The sequence below is a fragment of the Rathayibacter sp. PhB151 genome (assembly GCF_004366415.1).
GTDB classification, from domain to species: Bacteria; Actinomycetota; Actinomycetes; order Actinomycetales; family Microbacteriaceae; genus Rathayibacter; species Rathayibacter festucae.
In genome coordinates, this window is the sequence record NZ_SOEN01000008.1 from 301,202 (window position 1) to 317,540 (window position 16,339).

The following is a 16,339-nucleotide window of genomic DNA, read 5'->3' on the forward strand; positions in this document are numbered from 1 at the left end:
GTGCGGGGGAGTGGTGGAGATCTAGAGGGTCGCGAGCCGGAAGCGGTCGAGCGCATCGGCGCCGTCGACCAGATCGGCCAGCAGCTCGCCGAGCACGGGCCCGAACTTGAAGCCGTGGCCGGAGAAGCCGGTCGCGAGGGTGACGCGGCCGACGCGGTCGAGCACGAAGTCCTCCGTCGGCGTGCTGTCGTAGAGGCAGGAGATCGGGTCGGCGCTCGCCGCGTCGACGCCCGGCAGCCAGTCGGCGACGTACTCGACGAGCCGGGCGAGCCGCTCGGGCTCGGCGCGGAAGTCGCGGTGGTCCGGATCGACGACGCGGCCGGTGCCGTGCTCGCCGACCTTCACGCCGACGCCCGGGGTCGCCAGGCCGTAGATCGTCGGCTCGTCGCCGCGGTGGTGCACGAAGCTCGGCCAGGCGTCGAGCGGCAGGTCCGTCGTGAAGTGCGCGGGCTGCTCCTGCGTGATCCGCAGCGGCGGGAGGGAGCGGCCGGCCGCGGCGACCAGCCCCTCCACGAGTCCCGGCGTCCAGGAGCCGCCCGCGACGACGACCGCGTCGGCGAGCAGCGGACCCTCGTCGGTGACGACGCGAACGCCGCCGTCGCGCTCCTCGATCGCCCGGACGCCGGTGCTCGCCCGGACGACGGCCCCGTGCGACTCCGCGGAGTCGAGCAGCGCGTCGATCGCGGCGGCGGCATCGAGCCGGCCGCCCTCCGGGTGCAGCAGCACGTCGGTCTCGAAGCGCAGGCCGGGCCAGCGTGCGGCGGCCTCCTCCGCGTCGAGGCGCTCGCAGGGGATGCCGTCGCGGGCGAAGGCCTCCTCGATCGCGAGCAGGGCGGAGGCGTCGCCGTGGTCGATCGCGCCGGTCGCGGTGAAGAGGCTCCGGCCCGACTCCCGCTCGAGCCGCGCCCACTCGGCGGCCGCCCGTCCGGTCAGCGCTCGGTAGTCGTCCTCCGCGTAGCCGCGGCGGAAGATGCGGGTCTCGCCGTGCGAGGAGCCGCGGTCGTGCCCGCGCTCGAAGCGCTCGAACAGCAGCACCCGATCGCCGCGCTCGGCGAGGGAGCGCGCGGCGGCGGCGCCGACGAGGCCCGCGCCGACGACCACGACGTCGCGGCCGGTCATCGGCCGCCCACCGCGTCGACCAGGCGCCGGGCCGGCATCGCCGCGCGCACGGCGGCCTCGTCGGGGAACTGCTGAGCGGCGAAGCGGGCCGGAGCGTAGAGCTCGGCGTCACCGAGGGTCGTGGTGCCGTGGAGGACCAGCTCGGCGACGAGACGGCCGAGACCGGGCCCGTGCGTCACCCCGGACTCGTTGTCGCCTGCGGCGACGAACAGCCCGGGCAGCTCGGGGACGGGGCCGGCCAGGAAGCGGCGGTCGGCGGTGTAGGAGACGACGCCCTGCGTCCACTCGGTCTCGTGCAGCGCGTCGGCGGAGGCGGGGATCAGGCGGGCGATCAGCGGGGCGAGGTGCGCGTCCATCGCCTCGACGAGGTCGGTGCGGTGCGGGCGGCGGTCGGCGGCGGACTCGCCGAGCGGCTCGTAGCCGACGCCGTTGCCGTAGGTGAGGCCGCCGAGGTGCTCGCGGACCCAGAGGCCGCCGAGCTCGGGCAGCATCAGCGTCGGCAGGTGCGGGAGGCCGAAGGGCGCGGTGGTGAGGCGGCTCGCGACGACGCGGGCCAGCGGGAGGCGGCGGCCGAGCGGGGCGAGCAGCTCGTTCGTCCAGGACCCCGCCGCCAGCACGACGCTGTCGCCGGAAAAGATGCGGCCGTCGGCGGTGCGGACGCCGCTCGCGCGGCCGTCGGTCGCGAGGACCTCGGTGACGGGCGCGTGCTCGACGATCTCGACTCCGGCCGCGCGGGCCGCGGCGACCAGGGCGAGCGCGGCGTCGGGGGCGCTGATCTGGATGCCGTCGGGCTGGAGGAAGCCGCCGGTGACCGCTCTTGCGTCGAGGCCGGGGACGAGCTCGGCGGCCTCTTGCGGCGAGAGCTCGCGGGAGCCCTCCGGACGCAGCGGGTGCTCGGCGAGCGGGCCGAGGTGGTCGCGGACGCCCTCCTCGGTGACGGCGAGCCAGGCGCTGCCGGTCTCGCGGAGGAGGATGTCGACGCCGCCGCGGTCGGGATCGACGGCGAGGGCGCGGTAGAAGTCGAGGCCGTACTGCTCGAGGTCGCGCTCGGACTCGTTCCAGTACCAGGCGTAGCCCGCGGCCCACAGGCCGACGAAGCCGGCGCCGGCCGCCGTGGTGCCGCGCGCCGCGTCCCCCGACTCGACCAGCGTGACCCGGGCGCCCCCGCGCGCGAGGTGCAGCGCGGTGGCGGCCCCGAAGAGCCCGGCCCCGACGACGACGACATGCCTACTCATACTCGGTATCCAACCAGCGGCGCTCCTGCCGGTCGAATCGATATGACGCCCCGAGTCCTCCCTCCCCTCCGCGAGATGCCACTTGTGCACGCTTCTTACGGCGTGTCGCGTACGCAAGTGGCATCTCGCGGCGCGCGACGGACGCGCACCAGGTCAGGGGGCGGGGAGGAAACGGTTTCGGTAGGGTCGGGGCACCGTTGAGAGGAGGGCCTGTGGCCCGCACGCCGGACACGCGCGTCACGCTGGACGTCGTCGCGGCGCACGCCGGCGTCTCGAAGGCGACCGCGTCGAAGGTCCTCAACGGCCGGCCCGGCGCGTCCGCCGCGACGCGCGCGCGGGTCGAGCAGTCCCTCCGCGAGCTCGGCTACAGCCCGAGCACCCGGGCGCCCCGGGTCGGCGGCGGCGTCACCGTCGTCTTCGACACCCTGCTCAGCGTCTACTCCTTGCGCGTGCTCGAGGGCGTCGTCGGAGGCGCGCAGAGCGAGCGCGTCGATGTGACGACCGGCGTCCTCGCGCCGAGCGGCTCCGCCGACGAGTCGCTCCGCTTCGACGCCGCGTTCGTCCGCTCCGTCGCGGCGAAAGGGCATCTCGGGATCCTCGCCGTGACCACCGCGATCGACGCGGAGATCGTGGCCGCCGCCGCCGAGGCCGCGCTGCCGCTCGTCGCGGTCGATGCGCCGAACCCGCTCGACCCGTCCGTGGTCAGCGTCGGCTCGAACCACTGGGTGGGCGGGCAGCAGTCCACCGAGCACCTCGTCTCGCTCGGCCACCGGAGGATCGCCTTCGTCGGCGGCGACGCCCGTAACCCCGGGCTGCGCGCCCGCTACGGCGGCTACCGCGAGGCGCTCGCCGCGGCGGGCCTGCCGGAGGACCCGGCGCTCGTCTCCGAGCAGGGGATGGGGTCGGCCGAGCACCTGGTTCCGGGACTCCTGGCACTGGACGATCCGCCGACCGCCGTCGTCGCGACCAACGACATCGACGGCCTGCAGACGATCCGCGCCGCGATCGCGGCCGGCCTGCGCGTCCCGGAGGACCTGAGCGTGATGGGCTACGACGACACCTTCGCCGCGCTGCCGACCGCCGTGCTCCTCTCGACCGTGCACACGCCCATGCACGACCTCGGCCGTCTCGGCCTGGAGACCTTGGTCCGGATGCACGACGGCATCCCGCCCCTCTCGCACCGCATCGAGCTGGCCACCAGCCTTATCGTCCGCGAGTCGACGGCCCCGCCGCGGGGCTAGACCCCTGCTCGGCGCGGGCGGCGGTCAGGCCGTCGCGCCCCGCGAGGCGCGTCGCACGCCGAGCAGCACGACCAGGCGGAGGAAGCCGACCAGGCCCGTGCCCAGCAGCGCGGCGAGGAGCAGCAGCACGGCGACTCCCGCGACCCAGGTGGTGTCACCGCTGACGTCCTCGACCAGGAACTCGAGGCAGAAGAGTGCGAGGCCGGCGTAGGCGAGGACGAGCACGACGATCGTGCCGGGGCGGCGCAGGCGCTGCCGCGGGGTGCGCCAGAGGGCCGGCGGCTCGAGCCAGCGGCGGAGCAGACGGACGACGAGGGTGCCGACGAGGCCGGTCAGGCCGGCGCCGATCAGCACGACGCCGGAGGAGCCGAGGGGCGTCGAGTTCAGGCCGGCCAGCGACAGAGCGATCCCGACGCCGATGAAGACGGCGCCGAGCCCTCCTGCCGCGATCGCCGACCACATGCCGAAGCCGCCGCGGAGCACGCTCTCGCGCTCGGGGCGCGGCTCGAGGGGAGCGTCGACGAGGCGCTGCGGAGCGGGCGGGGCGGAGGAGGGGTGAGCGGGATTGGTGGAGGCGGCCGCGGGCTCGCCCCACGCGGGTGCCGCTCCCGTCGTCTCGACCACGTTCTCGCGGACCGGGATGTAGCGCAGCGGCGCGTCGATGCGGACCTCCGGCCGACCGCGGACGACGGCCGTCGCGCTCACGGGGACGCCGCGGAGGAGGAGGACGGGCGCGAGCAGAAGGGAGCCGGACGGGTCGATCGACCACTCCGGGGTCTGGGGCGGGGCGCCGTACCACTCGGCGGAGGAGGAGCCGGCGAGGGTGAAGGAGATCGGGCGGTCGGCGACGAAGGTCGTCGGGGGGAGGTCGGTGCGGCCGAGGTTGCGGACCGTCGCGGTGACCCGCCACCAGTCGTCGCCCGCGTGCGACAGGCGCACGTCGATGTCGACCAGCGAGGCCGGCTTCGCGCGGCGCCGGCCGATGACGACGGCGACCACGGCGGCGGCCGCGACGATGAGACCGCCGAGCAGGCCGACGACTCCGAGAACGATCTCCATGGGGCCAGTCAACCATCCGGGCGGCGGCGGGCGGCGGCGGGCGGCCGGGGGTGCGGGCGGGGTGGATCTCGATACGCGCGCTTCGCGCGCTACTCGATCAGCAGGGAGGAGCGCTTCGCGCGATGCTCGATGAGCGGCCAAGCCATGGTGGTCGAGTGGCCGCGGAGCGGCGTATCGAGACCCGGCGTGCAGGGGGTGGTGGATCTCGATACGCGCGCTCCGCGCGCTACTCGATCAGCATGCTCGGCACCCGGGCGCCCCGTTGCGGGGTTTGGCGGCTCGTGGCGGGGTCCGCATACTGGAGGACCGCCCCCAACAGGGAGCGTTCAGCTGCGACAGCGGAGGGTGGAGCGGTGTCGACCGTGCGTGACCGGGCCCCCGCGGCCCGACGAACCGCCAGCATCCTGCCTCTTGCAGTGGGTGCCGCGGGGCTCGTGGTGAGCCTGGTGCTGGCCGTCGTGGCCGCCTCCGTCGCCTCAGCGCCCGTGCGCGTGCTCGGGGTGCCGCTCCCGCTGGTGCGCGGCAGCGCGGTCTGGCTGAGCGTCGCGGGCTACGTGCTGACGCCGCTGCTCGTCTTCCTCGCGACCGGCTGGGACCTCTCCTCCCAGCGCGCGCACTCCCTCCGCGACGCCCGCCGCTTCGTGCCCGACGCGCGCTTCACCCGCGCCCTCTACTGGCTCTCGGCCGCGGCGCTCGTGCTCGGCGCCTGGCACGTCCTCAACATCAGCGTCCCGATCTCCGAGTGGCTGGGCACGTGATCCGCCGCGCCCTCGCGATCGCGGTCACCGCGCTCCTGCTCGTCCTCGGACTCGGGGCGGCGGCGCAGCCGGCGAGCGCGGCGACCACGGGCACCGCCGCCAGCACCGCCTCGCTCACCGACATCGGCCGTGGCGCGATCGAGGACCTGCGCACCTGCCTCTCCTCCTCCGACGTCCTCAACGTCTACTACCTCGTCGACAGCTCCGGCTCGCTGAACACCGGCGGCGACGACGGCCGCGGCTCCGACCCCGACGTCGCGCGGGCCGGCATCCTCGCGGGCAGCCTGCAGGAGCTCGGCGGCCTCCGCGACTCGCTCACCGTCAACTGGGGCGCCGCCTTCTTCAGCCGCGCCTTCGAGCCGGCGGTCGACTGGCGTCCGTGGTCGCAGGAGAGTCCGGAGGCGCTCGCCGGCGTCATCCGCGACAAGAACCCCGGCGGCGGCACCAACTGGCTCGCCGGACTGCAGGGCGTGCAGACCGCGCTGCAGAGCCAGCCGAGCGCCGGCTCCGCCTGCCAGCTGGTCATCTGGCTGACCGACGGCGAGATCGATCTCGGCTCCGCGCAGGCCACCGCCGACGCGACCAATGCGCTCTGCGGTGTCCGGATCGACCCCGACGGCGACGAGCCCGAGGGCAACGGCCTGCTCGCGGCGCTCCGCCAGGCCGGCGTCGTCGTCCTCGGCACGCTCCTGGCCGACGGGGAGCAGCGCGAGGAGGCCCGCGTGATGTGGCCGCTCGTCGAGGGCAGCGGCGCCTACGGCGGCGGCACCGCGACCTGCGGACCGGCCGTCGCGCCCGAGGGCTCCGTCCGCGGCGCCGTGGTGGACGCCTCCGACCCCGACGCGCTCGCCTCCGTCTTCCTCCAGCTCGGCGCGCGCATCGCCGGCGGCGCGTCCCAGGCGCTCGACGCGAACGGCTCCTTCTGGATCGACCCGGGCGTCGCGCGGATCCAGGCCGTGGTGAAGGACGGCTGGACGCTGCAGGCGCCCGCCTCCTCCGGCCTCGGCACCCTCTCCGCCTCCGCCACCGCGCCCGAGGTGACGGTCACGCAGTCCTCCGGCGTCTCGCGGCTCGAGATCGCCGTCGACCGGCCCGAGCTGCAGGGGCAGTGGACGCTGACCTCGCCCGGCACGACCGAGGTCTTCGCCTTCAGCGACCTGCGGATCGTCTTCGACGACGCCAACCAGGTGCAGCGCGGCGAGGACGGCACGCTCTCCGCGACCCTCACCGCCCGCGTCCAGGACCCGGACGGCCGGCCGGTCGACCTCTCCGTCTTCGGGCAGAAGGACTTCATCGCGACCAGCACCGCGGACGGGGCGATCACTCCATTGACCGACGCCGCGATCGACGCGGCCTCCGGCGTCATCACGATCCCGCTGCCCTCCGACGTCACCGCCTCCGAGCTGCTCGTCACCGCCTCGCTCGACCCGCTGACCACCGCCGAGCACGCGATCGAGCTCGCCCCGGTCACCACGCAGCAGCGGATCAGGACCGTGCTGCCCGCCGCCTTCCCGAGCGTCGCCTCGCCGCTCGTGCTCAGCGAGCTGACCGGCGCCGACGGCCGCGCGGAGGGCACTCTCGCGATCCAGGGGCCGACCGCGGGCGGCGACGGCCAGGTCTGCCTCTCCGCCGCGCCGACCGTCACCAGCGACAACGCCGACCGCGCGGACGCCTGGCAGTGGAGCTTCACCGACGAGTCGGGCACCGCCCTCGCGCCGGGCGCCTGCCTCGACGTCGCGCAGGGCGCCTCGCGCACCGTGACCGTCTCCGCCGAGAACCCGGTCGCCGCCGACTCCTCGGTCGCCGCGACCCTCCCGCTCGACCTCCGCACCGCGGGCGGCAGCAGCGCCCCGCAGACCGTCGCGCTGTCCTTCCCGTCGACCTTCCCGGTGAACGCCGCGGCGATCGGACTGGTCGCGCTCGTCCTCCTGCTGCTCGGCGTGCTCCTCCCGCTGCTCGGCCTCTACCTCTTCAACCGGGCGAAGGCGAAGATCGCGATGAACGGCTCGTTCCAGCGCGGCACGATCCCCGTCGAGATCACGCCGGAGGGCGTCCGCTCCGCGCTGACGCACGGCCGCCTCGACGAGCGCTTCCGCTACCTCCGCAGCGAGACCGGCGTCCGCGAGCTGCCCGACCCCGAGCTCGGCCGGCTCCGCGCGCACGTGCCGTGGTGGCCGCTGAAGGCGCCGAGCTACCGCGTCGGGCCGCCCGCCGGCGGCGAGATCGTCGCCTCCCGCACCGGCACCCGCGGCACCTCCGCCGGGCGGCCGCTCGGCAACGGCGGCGTCGAGTTCTCTGCGCTCCCGCTCGACGTCTTCTGGGCGATCGTCGTCTCGGAGCAGGAGCTCGAGCGCCCCCGCGGCGACGAGCCCGTCCGCGCCACGGCCGTGCTCTACCACCGCGTCGACCGCGACGACGAGGGCCAGTACGAGCGACGCCTCGAGGACCTGCTGCGCGACTCCGGCGAGCCCGCCTGGAAGACGGTCGACGTGCTCCGCCGCGAGCGGGCGGCGAAGCGCCCCGAGCGCCGGGAGCCGCAGCAGCCCGTGCCCGCCGCCCCGCCAGCGGCCGCCGAGGCCCGCTCCTCCGTCCCGCCGCGGAGCGCCCAGAGCGGAACGCCCACCGCGACTCCGCCCCGCCCCTCCTCGCCCCCGCGCCCCGGCGGCCCGCCGCCCCGGACGCAGGGAGCGCCCGGCCGCCCCGGCGGACCGCCGCCCCCGCGGCCCGGCGGCTCCACCCCGCCCCCGCCGCCGCCCGGCCGGGCCGGCCCCCGCACCCCTCCGCCCCGCAGTCGCTGACGGCGCTCCGCCTCCCGGCACCGCCCGCACGACGACACACGACACACCGCGCTACCGCAGGAACACCGCGCGACCAGACGAAAGCAGGACCTCATGCTCAGACCCTTCCTCCTGATCGGAGTCGGCGGCTCCGGCGGCAAGACCCTCCGCGGCATCAAGTACCAGCTCGAGCTCAAGCTCCAGCAGCTCGGCTGGGAGGGCGGCATCCCCGCCGCCTGGCGCTTCCTGCACTTCGACACCCCCACCGTCCAGGACGGCATGGAGTACCAGGCGCCGTTCCTGCCCCGGCAGGACTACCGCGGCCTGGTCAGCACCGCCGCGACCTTCGACATCGTGCACGGCTCGATCACGAGCGCCCACGCGACCAACAATGCGATGCGCCACGACATCGAGCGCCAGCTGCCTGACCCGCGCCTGGTCAAGGTCGACGTGACCAAGGGCGCCGGCCAGTACCGCGCCGTCGGCCGCGCCGTCGCGCTCGCCGCCACCAAGGAGATCGCCCAGGCCGCGCGCCTCGCGATCGGGAAGATGAACGACGCCGAGTCGCTCGCCGAGCTGCAGACCCTCGGCCAGCGCCTGCGCGCCCGCGACGACGGCGGAGACGGCAGCCCGATCGTCATCGTGATCTCGTCGGTCGCCGGCGGCTCGGGAGCCGGCCAGTTCCTCGACATCATCGAGATCATCAAGTCGACCGCGAAGCAGTACCCGTGGTCGAACCAGTTCTTCAGCATGCTCTACGCGCCCGACGTCTTCGATCAGCTCTCGGTCACCGCCGGCATGCCCGGCAACGCGCTCGCCGCGATCTCCGAGACGATGAACGGCTTCTGGACCGACACGCCCTCCGCCGCGACCCTCGAGCTGCTGCGCACCAAGGGCGTCGCGCCCTCCTACGGCGCCGCGATGGACCGCGTCGGCGCCGCGTACCCGTTCATCGTCGGCCGCAGCAACAGCAAGGTCACCTTCGAGGACCAGAACGCCGTCTACGACGCCGTCGCCACCAGCCTCACCGCGTGGATGATCGACGAGCGCGTGCAGGACGACATGATCGCCTACTCGTCCGGCAACTGGCAGGCCCGCTCGGCCGCCAACGTGCTGCCCGACAACTCCGGGCTGATGAGCCCCGCGCACCACTCGCCGCCGTTCTCCTCGATCGGCTTCGGCCGGGTCACCCTGGGCCGCGAGCGCTTCCTGGAGTACTCCGCCGAGCGCTTCGCCCGCTCCGCGATCGACCGGATGCTCTTCGCGCACGCCGAGGAGGACCCGCAGTTCGAGCGGATGACCGAGCGCGAGTACATCGAGAAGTCGGCCGACAGCGAGTACCAGCGCTTCCTCCGCGAGCTGCGCCTGAACGAGGAGACCGCCGAGCACAACGACGTCACCGACGCGCTGCGCGATCAGAGCACCCTCGACCTGATCAAGGCCGAGCTGCAGCGCGGCGCCGACGACGAGCTGGCCCGCCCCGAGTCGCTCGACCGCCAGGGCGGCACCGACATCACCACCTGGACCGACCGGCTCGTCAACGAGTTCACCCGGCACAGCCCGCGCCTGCTCCAGCGCGACCGCGAGGCCCGCCAGCGCCGCCTCGACGAGTGGACGCGCACGATGCCCGGCCACATCCTCGAGACGGTCTCGCGCTACGTCGCGCAGGACGGCCTGCCCGTCGTCACCGCGATGCTCCGCCGCCTCGAGCGCGGCCTCAAGGGCACCGTCGACGCGCTGCGCGTCGAGGCCCGCCAGCACGAGGAGTGGGTGGGCACCCTCAGCTCGCTCGTCTCGGACGAGCTGCGCACCTCGGCCAACCAGCAGTCGATCCGCCCGGACCAGGAGGCGGTGCAGTTCGCCATCCAGCGCCTCGGCCAGGCGCTCGAGTGGTCCTCCGAGGCGGCCCTCCGCGACTCCGCCTGGGCGCTGCTCGCCGAGCTGCGCGAGACCTTCCTCGGCCCGCTCGCCGACTACCTCGACGGCTCCCGCACCGCGCTGCTGCAGCGCGTGCACTCGCGGAAGACCAGCGACGACCGCGAGAACGCCTACGAGTTCTGGCCCCGCCGCGTCGACGAGACCGTCCCGCGCAAGTACTCGCCCGCGCCCAACGAGCGGATGCTCGTCGAGCCGGAGAAGTACCCGGCCGAGTTCCAGAAGCTGGTGCGCGCCTCCGTCGACGGCGACGCCAAGTACCAGGACGCCGTCCTGCGCGTGCTCGCCGACCAGCTCGTCGGCGTCAGCCCGGACAGCGAGTCGGACGCGGGCGCCTGGTCGCTCGTCGGCAACCCGCGCACCTGGAAGCCGACCGTCACCGCGGACCCGGCCGTCGCCAACCCGGCCCAGCGCGCCTCCTTCGAGCTCGCGACCGACCCGGAGGTCTACGTCGGCCGCGCCCGCGCGTGGATGAAGCGCGACGGCACCCCGTTCGCCGCCTACATCGGCGAGGACCTGCTCGGCTTCTTCGACTCCGAGGTGCTGCCGCCCGACGTCTTCGCTGCGCGCCGCGACCGCTACCGCGAGCAGCTCCAGGCCGCCCTCGGCGCGAGCGAGCCGCTGGTGAAGCTCAACCCGGCGCTGCTGCGCGCCGTGCACGGCAAGGCGATCAACGAGGACACCTCGCTGGTCTTCAGCTCGATCCCGTTCCGCGCCGGCACCGAGATGTACGAGGTGACCAAGGGCGTGCTCGGCCAGATGGGCGTCTGGGACGACGCGACCAGCGAGTCGTGGTTCCAGGACCAGAAGGTCGACGGCATCGAGGTCTTCGCGATGTCCGGCTTCCCCTACGAGCCCATCGTGATGGACTCCGTGATGGAGCCGATCGCCCGCGGCTGGCTCGCGCAGTCGAACACCCAGGACAGCCGCGAGGCGTTCTGGAAGTTCAAGCGCGCCCGCCTGCTCGGCGAGAGCATCCCGGCGGACCCGCGCGCGATCGAGTCGATGATCCGCGGCTGGTACGTCGCCAAGGCCCTCGGCCGTCTCGCCGTCGACGCCTCGCAGGGCGAGAAGGGCCCCAAGCTCTCGGTCTGGGACCCGGCGACCCGCGCGCTGGCCGACTTCCCGCACCCGCTGCTGAGCGAGCGCAACGCCCGCCCCGCCGACTTCCCCGGTGTCGTGCTGCAGTCGCTCGCCATCGCGATGGCGCTCTGCAACGTCGACGGCACGCTCGCGCCGCTCGCTGCCTACCGCGTGCTGATCTCGCTCGGTGGCAGCCGCGGCGAGGAGACCGAGCTGGCCGAGTGGCTGCAGACCGGCGCGCTGCCGACCGGCGCCCCGGTGCCGGAGTCGTCCCGCGCCGGCAGTGCGGACGGCGACCTCGCGTCGCGCCGCTCCGCCGTGCAGGCCTACCTGACCGCCGAGCTCGCCCGCTTCGACAGCGACATCGTGCAGCAGGACGACATGGTCTCGGTCTACGACTACCCGGTCACCTGGGAGATGCGCGAGCAGTTCCGCGAGGCGCTGCTCGGGCTGGTGTCGTCGGTCGTCTCGACCGGTCCGCGCGACTCCGGAGTCTGAGCGTGCCCCCGGAGATCCGACCGGACGGCTACGGGCCCGCCGGCTTCTGGCCCGACGGCAAGGCGGCGATCGTCCTGCTGCCCAGCGGCGCACAGGGCGAGACCCTGCTCGAGCTGGCGGCGCAGTGGACGAAGACCGGCCTGCTCGGCCAGGCCCTCTGGGTGCTGCCCGAGCACGTCAAGACCTCGCCCTACGCGCCGCCGCAGATCGAGGCCGTGGTGCTCGGCGTGGGCGCCGACCTCGAGTCCGTCGCGATCGCGGTCGACCTGTTCGAGGCGCTCGCGGAGGAGCCGCTCGCCCTCGTCCGCCTGGTCACCCTCCGCTCGGCCCTGCCCGAGCGCGAGACCGACGAGGCGCAGGACGCGGTCGCCGACCTCGTCAGCCGCTGGGTGCGCACCTCGATGCCGCTGCCGAACCCGTCGGCGACCCTCGCCGACCAGACCACGGAGCTGCGCCGGGTCACGCTGATCTGCGCGCCGACCGCGTTCCAGCTGCGCGAGCGGGTGGAGGCGCACGAGCACGGCTTCGTCGTCATCGCCTCGCCCGAGGACCGCTCGAGCCCGTGGTCCGGCGACGCGTTCGTCCGCGACGACGAGCGCTTCACCGGCTTCACGCTCACCCACCTGGCGAGCGTCGCCGGGCTGTGGAACGGCGTCACCGACGGCAGCGTCGAGCTGATGAGCCGCGAGTCCGACGGCGGCGACTCCGTCTGGATCTCGCGCGTGTTCCTCAACGCAGTGCTGACCGAGTCGCTCGGCCGCCGCGTCGCCGCGGGCGTGCTCGAGAACGCCGCCCGCCCGGACTCGCTGCTGATCGACCCCAGCGTCAGCCCGCCGCCGCCCGGCACCGCCTACATCGACGACGGCCAGATCGCGGGCTACGTCGAGAGCATGGTCGCCGGAGCGCTGCGCCTGGACGGCGGGGCGCTCACCTATGACTCCGCCGGCTCGCTCGACGTGCCGGAGCCCGAGCGGATCGGCTTCTGGGCGCAGATCGGCCGCTTCTTCGCCTTCTCGGCCGGCAAGCTCGTGCAGATCCCGCGCTGGGCCGTGCTCTGGATCACCTCGAGCGCGAACCGCTCGGTGACCCGCGCCCTGCACACCTCGCAGGGCTCGGCCGTGGTCGGGGCCGACTACGACGAGGTGCTGGACGTCCGCGACCGGCTCCTGGTCGCCGACCTCGAGCACCTCCGCGAGGACGAGGGCCGCGCCCGTGCCGAGGCCGACGCGCCCGCCGCGATGGCGCACGTCCGCACGACGCCGCAGCTCTGGGCGGGCCTGCGCGAGCTGGTCTTCGGCGCGCTCGACGGCAGCGCCGACCTCCGCGACGCGGGCTTCGCGCCCGTCGAGGGGGCCGTGCCCGTCTTCGGGCGGGTGGGCGACGTGCTCGCGCTGCCGGACGACCCGTGGGTGGCGTCGGGCTACGACGTGCCGCCGGGGTTCCCGGAGCGGGTGGACTGGTACGCGCTGGCGCTCGCGGATCCGCGGGAGAGGCTGCAGAACTGGGTGTCGGCGTCGGAGGCGGCGGCTGCCGCGGCTGCCGCGCAGGTGCCGGTCGAGGCCGGTGCTGCTCCCGAGGCTGCTGAGGCGTCGGTCGCGCAGGAGTCCGAGGCCGGGCCCTCCGACTCCGCCGCGTTCGCGCCGCCCGCGCAGGAGACGCTCGTCGAGGGCGAGGCCGCCGAGCCGCGGACCGTCGTGCAGATCGAGGTCCCCGCGGAGGAGGCTCCCGAGCCCGTCGAGCCGCCCGTGTCCGCCTACGACGCCGAGGCGCGCCGCTCCGGACGCCTGCAGGCGCTCGGCGAGTACGACCTGTGGGCCGGCCGGCAGAGCTCCTCGTTCGTCTGGCGCTTCCTCGACCGGATCGGCGCCGAGCGCCGCCGCGCCGAGGACGAGGTCGCGTACCTCAAGGGCGAGATCGACGCGATCCGCCCGCAGCGCCCCGGCGAGCTGCTGGGCCTGCGCCGCGAGTTCCACCGAACGCTGCTCGTCGGCTGGGTCACCGTGCTGTCGCTCGCGATCGTGGTCGGCGTCGGCATCTGGTTCGTCAACGACTACGCCTCGCGGCAGCCCGCGGGCACCTTCGATCCCGGGCTGATCACCTCGATCCTGCTCTGGGTGCTCGTCGGCCTGGCCGGTGCCGGAGTGCTGATCACGCTGATCTCGCTCGTCCGGTACCACGCCGGCTGGTCGCGCTTCGAGCGGCGTATCCAGCTCGAGCGCACCCGCCTCGCGCACTACGGCCGCAGTGCCCGCCGCGCCCGCGAGGAGGCCGCGCGCCTGCGCTCGGTGCACCGCCAGGCCGTCGAGTGGCTGGTGCTGCTGTCCAAGGCCGTGCATCGTCCGTGGCACGTGCCGCCCGTGTGGCTGCAGCACGAGACCTTCGACGTGGAGCGCGGCGCCATGCCGTTCGCCGTGCGCCTCGCGACCGTCAGCGGCGAGGAGACGGCGGCCGTCGCCCGGATGCGCGCCGCGATGACGTCCAAGCTCGTCCGTCGCGGCTGGCGGCACGAGGCCTTCGAGGCGCTCGTGCAGGAGATGGCCGCGGACTACGGAGCCGGCCAGGGCTTCGGCCTGTCGGCGCTGGACGAGGACCTCCCGCACTCGTCGAACCACACCCGGCGGATGCTGCTGCGCGCCCTCGACGACGAGTCGCTGCTCACCCGGATCGCCGCCCCGCGCCTGGCCGACATCGTCGCCTCCGTGCAGCGCGACGAGGAGGCGATCGCCCGCCCGCGGGTCCGCCCGATGGGCACGAACCCGCTGAACGCGCTGCGCCGCCCCGAGGACTTCGAGGGCGTCGAGCTCGACGTCCCGTGGGACGACTTCCTGCTCGACTCGCTGACCCGCGCCGACCCGATGACCCCGGTGAGCGCCACGGTGCTGACCGAGCTGCAGGTGGGCGAGCGCTACCACGAGCGCGTGACGAGCTTCCTCGTCGCGCCGTCGCGGCTGCAGGAGCGGCTGCGGTTCGATCCGTCGGCGCCGATCCACGTGGTGCCGTTCGAGGCGTCGACCGGGTCGCCGGTGGATCTGGTGTGGCGGGTGGACGTCGTCGGGCCGGTGCCGCGCGCGGCGATCCGGCTGTGGGACGGGGCGGTGCGGGCCTCGGCGCCCGTCGTCCCGGCCGACGGCGACTCGGGGGTGTAGTCGGTGGTCGGCAGGCCGCCGCCGCCGCGACCCGGTGGGGTGCGGCGGGTGGGGGCTCCGGGGCTCTCGCGGGGTGCTGGGCGGCCGGGGGCTCCGGCTCGGTACCGGCGGGTGCGGCGGGCGCCGTGGTGGGCGTGGATCGTCGCGGCCGTCGGTGTGGCTGCGGTCGCGTTCGCGGTGGTGGGAGCGGGGGAGACGGTCGGGACTCCCGGTGAGGGGTCTGCGTCCGGCGTCCCTGCTGGACCTGCCTCGATCGCTCCTGCTTCGACCCCTTCCGCGACGGTCACTCCGTCCGCCGCTACCGCGACAGCTGCGCCGACCGCGTCCGCGTCCGTGCCCTCGTCACCGCCGGCGGACTCCGCCGACCCCGCCGCACTCGCGCTGGCGACCCTTGCCGCGCTGCCCGTGGACGACGGCCGCGCCGACGTCCCCTACGACCGCGACCTGTTCGGCGAGTCCTGGAAGGACGTCGACCGCAACGGCTGCGACACCCGCAACGACGTCCTGGGCAGGGACCTGCTCGACCCGGTCTTCAAGCCCGGCACCCGCGACTGCAAGGTCCTCTCCGGCACCCTGGTCGACCCGTACGACGGCACCGCGGTGTCCTTCGTCTCCGGGAGCGACACGTCCCGCCTCGTGCAGATCGACCACGTCGTCGCCCTCGGCTGGGCCTGGCACCACGGCGCGTGGGCGTGGACGGACGAGCAGCGCCTGCTGTTCGCGAACGACCCGGCGAACCTCGTCGCAGCCTCGGACGACACGAACCAGTCCAAGAGCGACGTCGGCCCGGGGGAGTGGCTGCCGCCGGCCGCGGAGCTGCGCTGCGGGTACGTGGAGCAGTTCGTGGGGGTGCTGGGGGAGTACGGGCTGGCGATCGGGGCGGAGGACCGGGAGGCGGCGGAGGCGGTGCTGGCTGGGTGCTGACCCGGGTCGGGGCTGCGCCACCCGCGGTGCCTGCGATCCCTGCCCGGCTAGCCTGAGCGGCACTATGGCCTTCGACTCGAACGCGGACTGGGACGACCCGGACCCGTTCGACCGGCCTCCGCGCCGGCGCCCCAAGCGCCGCCTCTCGGCCGGCGAGGACCGCGTCACCGCGATCCTGCTGCTCGTCCTCCTCCTGATCCTCGGCGGTGTCCTGTCCTTCTTCGTCTTGGTCGAGCAGCTGGCGATGGACCGCTGCGGCGGAGCCCCGGGCGAATGCGACTACGAGCTCCTGAGCACGACGACCGTGCTCGTCCCCGGAGTCGTCGCCCTGACCTTCCTCGTGACGGTCGTCGCACTCGTCCGACCGAACACGTCGCGTCGGATCTGGTGGATCCCCGCGATCGGCACAGTGGCCGCCGTCCTCGCGTTCCTGCTCGCGTCGGGCCTGGTCTTCGTCGCGGTGCACTGAACGGTCGAGCTGGTCAAGAGCCTCGTCTTCAGTGACCTCGAACCGCCGCCTTCCTCCTTGCTACGCACTGCCGCACCGTGATTCAGGTCAAGTCA

General features: G+C 74.4%; 10 protein-coding genes. 7 read left to right on the plus strand and 3 right to left on the minus strand.

Annotated features, from left to right (window positions below; all coding sequences use genetic code 11):
• Positions 1 to 21 precede the first annotated feature (21 nt).
• Both EDF35_RS15115 and EDF35_RS15120 read right to left on the minus strand, forming a co-directional pair.
• Positions 22 to 1,119: an FAD-dependent oxidoreductase gene (locus EDF35_RS15115; protein ID WP_133962924.1), complete on the minus strand. Its 1,098-nt coding sequence runs from the start codon at positions 1,117 to 1,119 to the stop codon at positions 22 to 24.
• Positions 1,116 to 2,444 carry an FAD-binding oxidoreductase gene (locus tag EDF35_RS15120; protein ID WP_279587528.1) on the minus strand — a complete coding sequence of 443 codons (1,329 nt, stop codon included), beginning with the start codon at positions 2,442 to 2,444 and terminating at the stop codon, positions 1,116 to 1,118. The genes EDF35_RS15115 and EDF35_RS15120 overlap by 4 nt, the downstream gene beginning before the upstream one ends.
• Positions 2,445 to 2,566: 122 nt before the next feature.
• Between EDF35_RS15120 and EDF35_RS15125 the strand changes: the two genes are divergently transcribed.
• A complete protein-coding gene (locus tag EDF35_RS15125; protein WP_133962926.1) occupies positions 2,567 to 3,595 on the plus strand; it encodes a LacI family DNA-binding transcriptional regulator in 1,029 nt (342 codons plus the stop codon).
• Between the two features lie 24 nt (positions 3,596 to 3,619).
• Here the strand turns inward: EDF35_RS15125 and EDF35_RS15130 are convergent, their stop codons facing one another.
• Positions 3,620 to 4,654 carry a hypothetical protein gene (locus EDF35_RS15130; RefSeq protein WP_133962927.1) on the minus strand — a complete coding sequence of 345 codons (1,035 nt, stop codon included), beginning with the start codon at positions 4,652 to 4,654 and terminating at the stop codon, positions 3,620 to 3,622.
• 353 nt (positions 4,655 to 5,007) lie between these two features.
• Here EDF35_RS15130 and EDF35_RS15135 point away from each other — a divergent pair, with 353 nt between their 5' ends.
• The 6 genes from EDF35_RS15135 to EDF35_RS15160 all read left to right on the plus strand — a co-directional run bounded on the left by EDF35_RS15135 (position 5,008) and on the right by EDF35_RS15160 (position 16,244).
• Positions 5,008 to 5,412 carry a hypothetical protein gene (locus EDF35_RS15135; RefSeq protein WP_133962928.1) on the plus strand — a complete coding sequence of 135 codons (405 nt, stop codon included), beginning with the start codon at positions 5,008 to 5,010 and terminating at the stop codon, positions 5,410 to 5,412.
• Positions 5,409 to 8,210, plus strand: a complete 2,802-nt coding sequence (locus EDF35_RS15140; RefSeq protein ID WP_166674130.1) for a hypothetical protein — start codon at positions 5,409 to 5,411, stop codon at positions 8,208 to 8,210. Before EDF35_RS15135 ends, EDF35_RS15140 begins: the two co-directional genes overlap by 4 nt.
• Before the next feature lie 93 nt (positions 8,211 to 8,303).
• On the plus strand, positions 8,304 to 11,705 hold the full coding sequence (locus EDF35_RS15145; RefSeq protein WP_133962930.1) for a tubulin-like doman-containing protein: 3,402 nt from the start codon (positions 8,304 to 8,306) through the stop codon (positions 11,703 to 11,705).
• A gap of 2 nt (positions 11,706 to 11,707) precedes the next feature.
• Complete coding sequence (locus EDF35_RS15150) at positions 11,708 to 14,851, plus strand: hypothetical protein (protein ID WP_133962931.1); 3,144 nt, start codon at positions 11,708 to 11,710, stop codon at positions 14,849 to 14,851.
• Between the two features lie 333 nt (positions 14,852 to 15,184).
• Positions 15,185 to 15,775, plus strand: coding sequence for an HNH endonuclease family protein (locus EDF35_RS15155; protein WP_133962932.1), 591 nt, complete (start codon positions 15,185 to 15,187; stop codon positions 15,773 to 15,775).
• 64 nt (positions 15,776 to 15,839) lie between these two features.
• Entirely contained in the window at positions 15,840 to 16,244 is a 405-nt protein-coding gene (locus tag EDF35_RS15160; RefSeq protein WP_133962933.1) for a hypothetical protein, read from the plus strand.
• Positions 16,245 to 16,339: the final 95 nt, after the last annotated feature.